The 12,735-nt window shown below is 68.3% G+C and carries 11 protein-coding genes; 8 read left to right on the forward strand and 3 right to left on the reverse strand.

The genetic code is table 11. The features are described 5' to 3' along the window. The first annotated feature begins 55 nt into the window (after nt 1–55). Complete coding sequence (locus ACFOYW_RS06840) at nt 56–955, forward strand: alpha/beta hydrolase (protein ID WP_390228058.1); 900 nt, start codon at nt 56–58, stop codon at nt 953–955. Here ACFOYW_RS06840 and ACFOYW_RS06845 read toward each other — a convergent pair. Next, nucleotides 924–2,837 (reverse strand): amino acid permease, encoded by a 1,914-nt coding sequence (locus ACFOYW_RS06845; protein ID WP_390228144.1) that lies wholly within the window; start codon nt 2,835–2,837, stop codon nt 924–926. The genes ACFOYW_RS06840 and ACFOYW_RS06845 overlap by 32 nt on opposite strands. Before the next feature lie 122 nt (nt 2,838–2,959). Here ACFOYW_RS06845 and ACFOYW_RS06850 point away from each other — a divergent pair, with 122 nt between their 5' ends. From ACFOYW_RS06850 to ACFOYW_RS06860, 3 genes are read left to right on the forward strand one after another with little or no spacing between them, the layout of a single operon-like run. Further along, a complete protein-coding gene (locus ACFOYW_RS06850; RefSeq protein ID WP_390228059.1) occupies nt 2,960–4,375 on the forward strand; it encodes a serine hydrolase domain-containing protein in 1,416 nt (471 codons plus the stop codon). Between the two features lie 17 nt (nt 4,376–4,392). Then, a complete protein-coding gene (locus ACFOYW_RS06855) occupies nt 4,393–5,814 on the forward strand; it encodes an aldehyde dehydrogenase family protein (protein ID WP_390228060.1) in 1,422 nt (473 codons plus the stop codon). Between the two features lie 22 nt (nt 5,815–5,836). Beyond that, on the forward strand, nt 5,837–7,231 hold the full coding sequence (locus ACFOYW_RS06860) for an aspartate ammonia-lyase (RefSeq protein WP_390228062.1): 1,395 nt from the start codon (nt 5,837–5,839) through the stop codon (nt 7,229–7,231). A gap of 68 nt (nt 7,232–7,299) precedes the next feature. On the opposite strand, the gene ACFOYW_RS06865 is transcribed toward ACFOYW_RS06860, so the two are convergent. After that, the gene (locus ACFOYW_RS06865; protein WP_390228064.1) at nt 7,300–7,647 is read right to left on the reverse strand and encodes a hypothetical protein; all 348 of its coding nucleotides are present in this window, start codon (nt 7,645–7,647) and stop codon (nt 7,300–7,302) included. A gap of 693 nt (nt 7,648–8,340) precedes the next feature. Here ACFOYW_RS06865 and ACFOYW_RS06870 point away from each other — a divergent pair. Together ACFOYW_RS06870 and ACFOYW_RS06875 are read left to right on the forward strand one after the other, a co-directional pair. After that, nucleotides 8,341–9,237: an alpha/beta fold hydrolase gene (locus tag ACFOYW_RS06870; protein WP_390228065.1), complete on the forward strand. Its 897-nt coding sequence runs from the start codon at nt 8,341–8,343 to the stop codon at nt 9,235–9,237. Then, nucleotides 9,234–10,121 (forward strand): alpha/beta fold hydrolase, encoded by an 888-nt coding sequence (locus tag ACFOYW_RS06875; protein ID WP_390228066.1) that lies wholly within the window; start codon nt 9,234–9,236, stop codon nt 10,119–10,121. Before ACFOYW_RS06870 ends, ACFOYW_RS06875 begins: the two co-directional genes overlap by 4 nt. Here ACFOYW_RS06875 and ACFOYW_RS06880 read toward each other — a convergent pair. Further along, the gene (locus ACFOYW_RS06880) at nt 10,101–10,862 is read right to left on the reverse strand and encodes a glycosyltransferase family 2 protein (protein ID WP_390228067.1); all 762 of its coding nucleotides are present in this window, start codon (nt 10,860–10,862) and stop codon (nt 10,101–10,103) included. The genes ACFOYW_RS06875 and ACFOYW_RS06880 overlap by 21 nt on opposite strands. An 88-nt stretch (nt 10,863–10,950) precedes the next feature. Between ACFOYW_RS06880 and ACFOYW_RS06885 the strand changes: the two genes are divergently transcribed. After that, nucleotides 10,951–12,153, forward strand: coding sequence for a PrsW family intramembrane metalloprotease (locus ACFOYW_RS06885; protein ID WP_390228069.1), 1,203 nt, complete (start codon nt 10,951–10,953; stop codon nt 12,151–12,153). Nucleotides 12,154–12,355: 202 nt separating this feature from the next. After that, nucleotides 12,356–12,730 carry an FKBP-type peptidyl-prolyl cis-trans isomerase gene (locus tag ACFOYW_RS06890; protein WP_390228070.1) on the forward strand — a complete coding sequence of 125 codons (375 nt, stop codon included), beginning with the start codon at nt 12,356–12,358 and terminating at the stop codon, nt 12,728–12,730. Nucleotides 12,731–12,735 lie beyond the last annotated feature (5 nt).

Below are 12,735 nucleotides of genomic sequence, written 5' to 3' on the forward strand. Positions count from 1 at the left end.
CCCGTGGCTGTGGACAGCCATGATGCTTCCGTTCGCGCCCCTCCAGTCTCGCCGCATGAATGCGGATCCGCTGACGACGGTCGAGTACCTGCGCGACGTCGACTACGTCGGCGACCGCCACCCGGGCCACCGCCTCGACGTGCTCACCCCGCGTGCGGCGACCGCCGCGACCGCGGCGCGCCTTCCCGTCTACGTCTACTTCCACGGCGGCGGGTGGACGGCCGGTGACAAGTCGGCGCTCACCAAGTACTGCGCTGTGCAGGCGGACACGGGAATCGTGGTCGTCAACGTGAACTATCGTCGGGCCGGACTCGCCAGCGGCGGCTTCGGCATGCGGCACATGCTGCATGACGCGAACGACGCATTGCGCTGGGTCCTGGCGCACATCGCCGAGTACGGCGGCGACCCCGAGACGATCGTGCTCGGCGGCGACTCGGCCGGCGCCCAGATCGCCGCGCTGCTCGGGGCGACGACCACGCGACCGGAACTCGCCGACCACTTCGGCCTGCGCCCGGCGATCACACGCGACGAGATCGGTGGCCTCGTGCTGCACTGCGGTGCGGTCGACTTCTCCGTTCTCTTCGAGCCGGGCTTCATCATGAGCCACGATTTCGCACGGATGCTTCTGCCGGGCTTCCGGCGGCACCGCATGAAGCCGGCGTCGCTCCAGCGGGCGTCCCGCTGGCTCAGCCCGATCGAATGGCTCGACGGCAACTACCCGCCGGTGCTCGTCACGACGAGCGAGCGCGACATCTTCTATCGCGCGAACGTGAACTTCGTCGAGGCCGCGAGGCACTCGGGCGTCCCCGTGGAATTCCTCAGCTACGGCTGGAGCTCGCGCACCGAGCACACCTGGCAGCAGGACCCGAAGCACCCCGAATCCGCCGAGGTGTACGAGCACCTGCAGAACTTCATCGCCCAGGTCAGCTCACGTGTACGATCGGCCGGCGCTTAGGGTTCTTCTCCGCCTCGCGCAGCACCTCGCGCGTGACGGGGGCGATCTCTCCCGTGCCGTCGAGCAGGAAGCGCGCCATGTTCGACACGGGGTTTCCCTCGTTCCACTGGAAGTAGACGCTCGGCACGATGCCGGTCAGGTCGCGGATCTCGAGCAGAACCGCGGCGATGGCGTTCGGCACCGAGATGCTCTCGAGCTGCAGCACCCGGAATCCGTGCTTCTCCACGCCGCGCACAACGAGGTCCTCGACGAAGTCGGAGGAATCCTCGCGCGTGCGCGGCTTCGGCAGGACTTCGAGGAAGAGCAGCCGGCTCGCCTGCGGAATATGGCTGAAGTGGCGTTCCGACTTGCTCTTGTCGCTGTACTCCTGCCGCGTGTCCGGGCCCGGCTCGTGAGCCACGATCCGGATGACGCCGGACTCGTCCTCGGCGTCCTCTTCGAGCCAGGCGTGCGCTCGCTCGTCGAAGGTCACCGACGTGGCACGCAGCTCGAACGACCGGCGCGCGCGTGAGACGAGCGAGATGATCAGGATCGCGAGGATGAACAGCGTGGCGATGCGCACGCCGTCCGGCCGCTCGATCACGTTCACGACGGTCGAGTAGAGGAACGCGACCGTCACGAAGCCGAACGCCCAGATGCGCTTGCGCTGGCGACGCCGGAACGCGGAGATGGTGACCGCGAGCGCCGCCGAGCACATCAGCACCAGCACCCCGGTGGCGTACGCGCCGCCCTGCGCGTCGACGTTCGCGCGGAAGACGATGGTGATCAGGAATCCGATCAGGGCGAACACGACGACGAGCGGCCGCACCGCGCTCGCCCACTGCGGCGCCATGCCGTAGCGCGGCAGATACCGTGGCACGAGGTTGAGGAGCCCGGCCATCGCCGAGGCGCCCGCGAACCACAGGATGCAGATCGTCGACACGTCGTAGAGCGTGCCGAATGCCGACCCGAGGTATTCATGGGCGAGAAAAGCGAGCGCGCGCCCGTTCGCCGGGCCGCCCGCCTGGAAGTCCTTCTGGGGGATCAGCAGGGTCGTGGCGATGCTCGACGTGATGAGGAATGCGCTCATGATCGCCGCCGCCGTGCCGAGCAGTCGCTTCGTGCCCTTGATGCGTCCCATGGGCAGCCGCGGCTTGTCGTGCGCGTTGCCCCTGATCTGCGGCATGACCGCGACGCCGGTCTCGAAACCTGACATGCCGAGCGCGAGCTTCGGGAAGACGAGCAACGAGATGCCGATGATCTCGGCCCAGTTCCCGTTGGTGCGGAACATCGCCGTCCACCAGTCGTGCACGACCACGGGGTGCATTCCGATGTGGAGGAACGCGACGACGATGACGACCGCGTTGAGGGCGAGGTAGACGGCGACGAGCACGACGGCGATGCCGATCGCCTCGCGGAACCCGCGCAGGAACACAACGGCGAGCAGCGCGAGCAGGAACAGGGTGATGCCGATCTGCCAGCCGCTTCCCGACATCCACGACGGAGTGAGCGGATTCTCGATCGCGTGCGCCGTGGCGTCCGCCGCCGACAGCGTCATAGTGATCATGAAGTCGGTCGCCGCGAAGCCGAGCAGCACGAGAACGAACAGCTTGCCCCACCAGTAGGGCAGCAGTCGCTCGAGCATCGCGATGGAGCCGGAGCCGCGGAAGCTCTCGCGAGCGACCCGCCGATAGACGGGCAGCGCGCAGCACAGCGTCAGCAGCACGAGGACGATGGTCGCGAACGGCGCGATGAGGCCGGCGGCGAGCGCCGCGATGGCGGGCTGATACCCGAGCGTCGAGAAGTAGTCAACGCCGGTGAGGCACATGACGCGCCACCACGCGACCGGCTTCTCGACGTCGCGCGCGTGCGGGCCGACCTGGGTGCCGCGGATGTCCGTCATGCCGCGCAGGAACCAGTTGCGCAGCGTCGCGTTCGAGGACGTGCTCGTCTCGGTCACGTCCCGAATCCTAGGGGAGCGGGGGACCGGCGGCGGACGGTTGCGCGCGGGGTAGTGTCGGATCCATGGCGATGGAGCGTACGAGCCCGAGTTCTGTTGGTATCGATCCCGCCGCGATCGCGAAGTTCGTCGAGGATCTCGACGCCGGACATCACGGCGTGCACGGACTGGTCATCGCGCGGCACGGCCGGGTCGCGGCCGAGGGATGGTGGCACCCGTATTCGCCCGACGAGCCGCACATGATGTTCTCGGTCAGCAAGGCGTTCACGTCGATGGCGGTCGGCCTCGCGATCGACGAAGGGCTGCTCGGCCTCGACGAGCCGACCCACGCCGTCTTCCCCGAGCATCGCGAGGTTCCGGGCCAGACGATCCGCCACCTGCTCACCATGACCAGCGGTCACCCGGAAGACCTCTGGAGCACGCTGCAGGCACTGCCCGAGCGCGACTGGGTCGAGCTGTTCTTCGAGTCGCCCGCGCCGTACGAGCCGGGCACGCACTTCGTCTACAGCACCGCGAGCAGCTATGTCCTCGCCGCAGCTGTCACGCGCCGCGCCGGTGTGAGCGTCACGGAATACCTCACCTCGCGGCTTTTCGGGCCGCTCGGGTGGGCGACGCCTCACTGGGAGCGAGACGCCCGCGGCATCGAGTTCGGCGGCACGGGGCTCAAGCTCACGACACGACAGCTTGCGCAGTTCGGCCAGCTGCTCCTGCAACGCGGTGAGTGGGAGGGACGTCAGCTGGTTCCGGCGGCGTGGATCGACCAGGCGAGCGCTCATCAGACGCGCAACATCTGGTTCGACAGTCACGAGTCGGCGATCGGCTACGGATTCCAGCTCTGGCGTTCCAGCCACGGGTTCCGCGCCGACGGCATGTGCGGGCAGTTCGCAGTGGTGATTCCCGAGCTCGAGCTCGTCGTCGCGACGACCTCCGGCTCCTCTGACGCCAATCGCATCCTCGAGACGATCTGGCGGCGGCTGCTGCCGGGTGTCGAAGAGGGTCACGCAGCCCCCGCCGCGGCGGACGGGGATGCGCTCGAGCTGACCGGGCTGAGTGTGCCCGACCCCGATCTGATTGCGGCGGATGCCTCAGCCGAGGCCGCTCTCGGCGGTCGCGCCTACCGGCTGCCTCGAAACGCGCTCGGCATCGAGCAGCTCACGGTGACCTTCACGGATGACGCGGCCGAGGTCGAGCTCGCGGGCCCTGGCGAAGCGACGTCGCGCTTCACGGCCGGCCGTACGCAGTGGATTCCCGGCACGACGCCGCTGACGCCGCTCGAGACGCTGAAGGACGTTCCTCACGGCGCCTGGGCCGGCTGGGTCGACGGCACGCTGGAAATCCACCGCCAGCTGGTCGGCACGCCGTTCCGCTGGGTGTGGCGGATCACGCCGGACACCCCGGAGGGACCGCTGCTGAGCGGCCACTTCCGGCCTGACCTGGGTCTGCCGTCGCGCATCGACATGATATTGACTGCTGGTCAATAGAGCCTAGGCTGACGCGCATGAGCATCGCGACATCGTCGGGAAGCGCCCTGGACCAGGCATCCGCCGCAGAGATCGTGGCCGGACTGCGCGCCGCGTTCGACGAGGGTCGCACCAAACCGCTCACCTGGCGACTCGCGCAGCTGAAAGCGCTGCGCGCGCTGCTCACCGAGAACGGTCCCGCGCTCGAGAAGGCACTGTGGGACGACCTGCGCAAGGCGCCGGCCGAGGCGCAGTACTCCGAGATCGGCTTCACCGTCGCCGAGCTCGACGACGTGCGCGCCCACCTGCGACGCTGGCTGCGGCCGCAGCGAGTGGCCGTGCCGCCGGCGCTTCTGCCGGCGAGCGCCAAGGCCGTTCTCGAGCCGCTCGGCGTCGCCCTCATCATCGCGCCGTGGAACTACCCGGTGCAGCTGACCCTCGGGCCGCTCATCGGCGCGCTCGCGGCGGGCAACTCCGTGCTGCTCAAACCGAGCGAGCTGGCCCCCGCTACGGCCGAGGTGCTCGGGCGACTCATCCCGCGGTACCTCGACCGCCGAGCCGTTGCGGTCGTGCAGGGCGGCGTGCCCGAGACCACGGCGGTGCTCGCCGAGCGCTTCGACCACATCTTCTACACGGGCAACGGCACCGTCGGTCGCATCGTGCTCGAGGCGGCGGCCAAGCACCTCACGCCCGTGACGCTCGAGCTCGGCGGCAAGTCGCCCACCTACGTCGACGACACTGTCGATATCGACGCCGCTGCGGCTCGCATCGCCTGGGGGCGGTTCCTCAACGCCGGGCAGACCTGCATCGCGCCGGACTATGTGCTCGCCACCGCCGCCGTGCAGGCGAAGCTGGGGCCGGCGCTCGAGCGCGCCGTCACCCGCTACTTCGGCGCCGACCCCAAGCGGAGCCCCGACTACGGGCGCATCGTCAACCCGAAGCAGTTCGACCGGCTGGCCGGTCTGCTCGGCGCGGGCAGGCTCGTGACCGGAGGCGAGTCGGACCCGTCCGACCGCTACCTCGCCCCGACCGTGCTCGCCGACGTCCCGCGGGACGCGCCCGTGATGCAGCAGGAGATCTTCGGGCCGATCCTGCCCATGGTGACGGTGGCCGACGCGAGCGATGCGATCCGGCACATCAACTCGGGCGACAAGCCGCTCGCACTCTACGTCTTCACGAACGATTCGCGCGCGCGACGGCGCTTCACGACCGAGACCTCGTCCGGCGCCCTTGGCTTCGGCATTCCGCTCGCGCACATCAGTGTGCATGGCCTGCCCTTCGGCGGAGTCGGGCCGAGCGGAATGGGTGCCTATCACGGCCGACGCTCTGTCGAGGCGTTCAGTCACGAGAAGGCGGTGCTGACCAAGCCGCTCGCGCCCGACACCATCCGGCTCGTCACACCGCCGTACACGCCCGCGCGTGAGAACCTGATCCGCAGGGTGCTCGGCAAGATCAGCTGAGCCGAGGCCGAGGGGAGCGCACGTGCGCATCGAGTCCGACTCGCTGGGGGAGCGCCAGATCCCCGACGACGCGTACTGGGGTGTGCACACCTCGCGCGCGATCGAGAACTTCCCGATCGCGGCCAGGCCGATCTCGATCTACCCCGAGCTGATTCGTGCGCTCGCCTCGGTGAAACAGGCCGCCGCGCGCGCCAACCGCGAGCTGGGGGTGCTCGCGCCCGACAAGGCCGAGCTCATCGATGCGGCCTGCGCCGAGATCATCGACGGGGCATTGCACGAGCAGTTCGTGGTCGGGGTGATCCAAGGCGGGGCGGGCACCTCGACCAACATGAACGCGAATGAGGTGATCGCGAACCGGGCCCTCGAACTCGGCGGTCACAAGAGGGGCGAGTACCAGTACCTCGGGCCGCTGGACGACGTGAATCGCAGCCAGTCGACGAATGACGTGTACCCGACGGCGATCAAGATCGCGATGATGTTCTCACTGTCGAGCATGCTCGATGAATTGCGGATGCTTCGCGATGCGTTCGCGGCGAAGGGTCGCGATTTCGCGCACATCGTGAAGATCGGCCGCACCCAGCTGCAGGATGCCGTGCCCCTCACCCTCGGCCAGGAGTTCCACGGGTGGGCGACGACCGTCACCGAAGATATCCAGCGCATCACCGAGACGCTCCCGTTGCTGTCCGAGATCAACCTCGGCGCGACGGCCATCGGCACCGGCATCAACGCCGAGCGCGGCTATGCGGCATCCGTTCGCACGCATCTGTCCGAGATCACGGGTCTGCCGCTCGTCACCGCCGGGGACCTCATCGAGGCGACCAGCGATACGGGCGTCTTCATGACGTTCTCGTCGGCGCTCAAGCGCGCCGCGGTCAAGCTGTCGAAGATCTGCAACGACCTGCGGCTGCTGTCGTCGGGGCCGCAGGCCGGTCTCGGCGAGATCATGCTGCCGGCACGGCAGGCCGGGTCGAGCATCATGCCGGGGAAGGTCAACCCGGTGATCCCCGAGGCCGTCAATCAGGTCGCCTTCTCGGTCGTCGGCGCCGATGTCACCGTCACGATGGCGGTCGAGGCTGGTCAGCTGCAGCTGAACGCGTTCGAGCCGGTCGTGGCGCACTCGCTGCTGCAGTCGATCACCTGGATGCGTCAGGCGTTCTACACGCTGCGAGTCAACTGCGTGGAGGGCATCACCGCGAACGAGAAGCGGCTCGCGGCGATGGTCGGCTCGAGCGTGAGCGTCGTGACGGCCCTGACACCGTTCATCGGCTACAAGGCGGCGGCCGGACTGTCGCACACGGCGCTGCTGACGGGCCGCAGCATCGCGGACCTCGTGGTCGAGGCCGGTCTGATGCCCCGCGACCAGGTCGAATACGAGCTGTCTCCGGAACGCCTGTCGGAGGGCGTCGCGGACGCATAGCCGGCGCCGCGCGCATGTCGCAGTGCACAGCACCGTGTCTGCACAGCCTGCGCTGTTGAGTTATTCACTCAGTGGTGGCCGGTCGGCAGCCGGGCCGCGATGTCAGGCGGCAGCTGAGGGACCGACGCCCCAGCTGCGATCGCCGTCCACCTGATGCCATATCGATCCTGCTCGACGGCTGCCGCACCCAATGGCTCATCGAGATCGACTGCAACGTCGGCGACGTAACTCTCCAGGGTGCCGCCCGCCGCGCCTTCGCCGAATTCGAGGCGCCGGCCCAGAAGTACCGCCGGCTCGATGAGCCGCTGGTAGACCAGATATCCGGTCGTTTCACTGTCGTACCACGCCCCGACAATCTCCACGTCCGCGGCCCAGTAGCGCTCGATTCTCTCGACGATCTCCCGAATCAGCTCCATTCAGCGCTCCGCAGCATTCAGGTGAGCGGAGGAGAGGGGCGTCGCGGTGCCATCACCGTGCTTTGATCGCCGTCGGCAGTGGCTCGTATGAGAATCGCAATTCCGCATCGCCGGCTCTAAGCGCTTCCGAGAGACTGACGATTTCGTCCGACATCAGGATCCTTGATTGTTGGGCCAACTCGCTGGTCGCGGGGGCGTCTCCGAACCCAAGTGGCTGGCCCGCTGTGAGCAAAGGCAAGTCTGGTACAGGCACCGCGTATGGATTAGTGACGCCGGGGTTCGTAATCGAGTGCGCGACCCAGTTCGGGCATCTGATCTCGCCACCTTGGTAGCAATACATCGTGAGCAGGCCTGCTTTGAAGCGAAGGGTGCCCCATCTGTCGCCGACAGGGGCATTGCATCGTAAGTGCTCGCAGGCATGGTCGTCTCACTTTCTGCACGGAGCCCGCCCCGTACGCGAGCTCGGGTGCCTTCGAGCCTGGTGGGTGCTGCGGAGCGTGAGTCACGAAACAGCGAACTTGAGTACTCAGGCGCCAATACACGGGTGCCGATCGGCTGCCGACTAGGGAAGGCGGACGAGGAGTCCAGGGAGGTTGTGCGCCGAAGGGAATCTCGTGCGGGTGCAGCGCGTTTTCACCTGCTGACGGCGGTGCCGACAATGTCCGTTTTGGGGGAGAGCGCAGAATGTCAGGTATGGAGACGGTCGTCGACCCCCGCACCCGTGCGGTCGGACTCGATGCGGGAATCCGCCCGATCGACTGGTCGCGACCGGACCCCGACGCTGTGCCGTTCCGTTTCGAGGCGCCGAGCGGAGTGCTCGCTGGCTGGTCCCTCGGCGATCCGAGCAGCCCTCGCGTCGTGCTCCTGCCCGGCGCGACCGGCTCGAAAGAGGACTTCGTGCTGCTCGCGCCGCCGCTCGCGCGCGCCGGCTACTACGTGCAGAGCTACGACCTCGCCGGTCAGTTCGAATCCGCAGCGGCCGGTCCGTCGCGCACGACGGGCAAGTGGGACTATCCGCTCTACGTCGCCGACCTGCTTGCGTTCCTCGAGTCAGGCGCGCCGGCGCACGTGCTCGGGTACTCGTTCGCAGGCGTCGTGGCTCAGCTCGTTCTGGCGGCTCGCCCCGGCCTGTTCCTCAGCCTCACCCTGCTCACCTCGCCGCCGCTGACCGGCAACGTGTTCCGGGGCGTCAAGATCGTCGGCCCGTTTGCGCGGTTCTTGAGCGCGCACGTGGGCGCCGGCCTCATGATCTGGGGCATTCAGACGAACAAGAACGGCGTCGACGATCAGCGGCTCGCGTTCGTGCGGGACCGCCTGACGGTCACGCGCCGCGAGAGCGTCGACGACATCATCGAGCTCATGATGGCGACGCCCGACGTGACCGCCGCGGTCGCGACCTCCGGCGTGCCCCTGCTCATCGCCACCGGCGAGCACGACCTCTGGCCGGTTCGGATGCACGCCGAGTACGCCGATAGGATCGGTGCCGAACTGGCCGTCTACCGCACCGGGCACAGCCCGTGCGAAACGACCCCGAACCAACTCGCACTCGACATGATCACGACTTTTCAACGCGCAGAACAGCCCGCATGAGCATTCCGGACACCGCAGAGCATGCCATAGGACTTGACGAGGCACTGCCCCAGATCGACTGGGCCGTCGCCCCCGAGGGCACGCGCGAGTACCGGTTCGAGGCCCCGAGCGGCTCGCTCGCCGCGTGGGATCTGGGCGATCCTGACGGTGAGCGCGTCGTGCTCGTGCCCGGTGCGACCGGCTCCAAAGAGGACTTCGCGTATCTCGCGCCGATCCTCGCGGGGCAGGGTTACTTCGTGCAGAGCTACGACCTGCCGGGCCAGTACCAGTCGGCCGACGCCGGGCCCGCGGGTGACGAGGGGTGGACGTACGAGCTCTTCATCAACGACATGGTCGCGTTCCTCGAGGCGGGAAAGCCCGCGCATCTGCTCGGCTTCTCGTTCGCCGGAATCGTCGCCCAGTTCGTGACCGTGCAGCGGCCCGAGCTGGTGCGCAGCCTGACGCTGCTCGCGACGCCGCCGCTCACCGGCCAGGTGTTCCGTGCCGTGCGCTCGATCGGGTGGCTCACACGACTTCCGATCTACACGAAGCACGTCGGCGGCGCGGTGCTGATCTGGAACGTGCGCACGAACTTCAGCAAGGTGACGCCCGAGCGTCTGCGGTTCGCCAATGCGCGGCTGGCGTACACGCGCCGGATCAGCGTCGACGGCATCGTCGGCCTCATGATGAAGACTCCCGATCTCCGAGCCGAGCTGCGAGCATCCCGCGTGCCCAAGCTCGTCGTCTCGGGCGAACGCGACCTGTGGAGCTCGAAGCTGTACCGCCGCTTCGCGAGCGAGATCGGTGCGACTGCGGCCGTCTACGCGACGGGGCACAGCCCGTGCGAGACGACGCCGCACCAGCTCGCGCTCGACATGGTGCAGCTATTCCACACGGCTGACTAGCGCCTGTTCCTCGCTGATGTGGCGCCGACGCGCGGCTCGCCGCTCCCACGGCGATGCCTCGGGCCAGTGCTCCGCGAAGGTGTGGTAAGCCCAGGCGAGGCGTCGTCCGAGGCCGCTCCAGCTCTCGAGCGGCCGCGACGACACCGCGACGCGAAGGGTCGGGTCGTAGCGCACCACCACGTCGAGCGGCAGGTGCAGGCTGAGGTCGAGATCGTCGTGGATGTGCGGGTCGTCGCGATGCACGAGGCTGCGAACGGATGCCCACACCTCGCGTCTCATCGCGAAGTTGGAACCGAAGATCGGTGAGCCGCCGAGCCACGGGCCGACAATGTGGAAGTACGCCGGAATGTACAGGTGCTCGCCGATCCAGTTCGCCCACGGCTTCTGCCCGTAGAAGGCGCCGGGGCCGGTCAGCACGCCGATCGCCGGCGACGCGTCGAATTCGGCGACGATGCGGCTCGCCCAGTCGGCCGGGGGGCGTGAGTCGGCGTCGATGCGGGCGATGAGATCGGATGCCGCTGCGTCGTAGCCCGTCGCCGACGCTGACATGATGCCGCGCACCGGCTGGTACAGCACCTGTGCGCCGCCGGCCTGCGCGACCGCGGCGGTGTCGTCTGTGCTGCCGTTGTCGACGACGATGATCTCGTCGATCGGCCGGCTCTGCGCGGCGAGCGCGCGGAGGGAGTGGCGCAGCATTTCTGCATCGTCGAGAGCGGGGATGACGACCGTGAGCGTGGTCACCGGGCGGGCCCTCCTTCTTGCCTCTTCAATGGTATGCGCGCAATACCATCGGGGTATCGATCACGACCTGGAAGGTGTCTGAAGAGACATGAGCGCGGGCGGGGGCAGCGGCCCCGTGCACACCGGCGATCCGTTCGCGCCGCCGGTCTCGACCACGGGCGCGATCCAGACGGTCCTGCCGCACCCGGCGCAGCGTAGGCGGCCGAGTGTCGGCACCGTCGCGGTGATCGTCGTCGGGATCGGCGTGTGCGCCATGGCGGTGATCGAGGTGATCGCGTACCTGGTCGGCGTGCTCGGGGTGCCCGGCGTCGTGCTCAACGGGCTCGTGGCGCTCGTGCCGCTCGTCGCCGTGCTGACGGTGGTGCGCTGGGTCGACCGCTGGGAGCCGGAGCCCTTTGCGCTCCGCGCGTTCGCGTTCCTGTGGGGCGCAGGGGTGTCGATCTTCACCGCGCTCGAAGTGGACGAGACCCTGAACCGCTACGGCCACGACTTCGGCATCAGCCGCAGCCAGTTCTTCTCCGTCACGGTGCAGTCGCCGGTCGTGGAGGAGGTGGCCAAGGGCATCGGCGTGCTGATCGTCTTCATCATCGCTCAGCGCACCTTCGACGGCCCCGTCGACGGCGTCGTCTACGCCGCGACGATCGCGGCGGGCTTCGCGTTCGTCGAGAACATCCAGTACTTCGGGCTCGCGCTGTGGAACGGCGGCGGTGAGGACCTCGTGTATACGTTCTATGTGCGAGGCATCCTCTCGCCGTTCGCTCACCTGACCTTCACGTCGTGCACGGGCATCGCGCTGGGGCTGGCTGCGCGCGGTCCGCGGCGAATCGGCCGGACGATCGGATTCTTCCTCGCCGGCCTCGCTGCGGCGATCCTTCTGCACGCCGGGTTCAACCTCGGCTCGGCGCTCAACGAGAACGGCGCGTTCTTCTTCTATCTGCTGATCGAGCTGCCGATCTTCGCGCTGATGGCGTGGTTCGTCCTGCAGGCCAGGCGCCGCGACGCGCAGCTGACGTATCAGGCGCTCACCCTCTATGCGCGCGCAGGCTGGCTCACAGTGGCCGAGGTGGACATGCTGGGCACGTCTTCCGGGCGCCGGCAGGCGCGGCGGTGGGCGCGGGCGCACGGGCCTCGCGCGCGGCGGGCGGTACGGCGCTTCATCGGCGATGCGACGAAGCTCGCGTACACGCGTCAGCGCATCCAGAGCGATCACGGCCGCGAGCGCGCGCAGCGCGATGAGCGCCAACTGCTGCAGGCCATCACCAGCGACCGCTACGAGGTGCTCCGGGGCTAGATCGGCTCCGGGCGCGGCGAGACTCGCGCGACAAGAAACTCGCCGATGCTGGTGCGGCTAGGCCTGCAACGCGAGCAATCGGCGAGTTCGTGCGTCGATTGTCCCTCGGCGGTCCAGGGCCCGCAAGTGCGGCGTTCGCGCGTGCCTGGAGATCGGCTGGGCGCTTTGCGCGGCCGCCCCCCGAGCCGCTTGGATGGAAGACATGGCAGAAACCAACAAGACCAAGCCCGAGATCGAGGCCCCTGAGGGCGCGGCCCCCAGCGAGCTTGTGATCGAAGACATCGAGGTCGGCGGCGGCACCGAAGCGACGCCGGGTGCGACGGTCGACGTGCACTACGTCGGCGTCGGGTTCGACAGCGGCGAAGAGTTCGACTCGTCGTGGAGTCGCGGCCAATCGATTCAGTTCCCCCTGCGGGGTCTGATCGCCGGCTGGCAGGAAGGCATCCCCGGCATGAAGGTCGGCGGTCGTCGCAAGCTCACGATCCCGCCGCAGCTCGCCTACGGCCCGGCCGGCAGCGGTCACCCCCTCGGCGGCCAGACGCTGATCTTCGTGATCGACCTCTTGGACGTCAAGTAAGAGCG

Source organism: Gryllotalpicola reticulitermitis (assembly GCF_042651345.1).
Taxonomy (GTDB): domain Bacteria; phylum Actinomycetota; class Actinomycetes; order Actinomycetales; family Microbacteriaceae; genus Gryllotalpicola; species Gryllotalpicola reticulitermitis.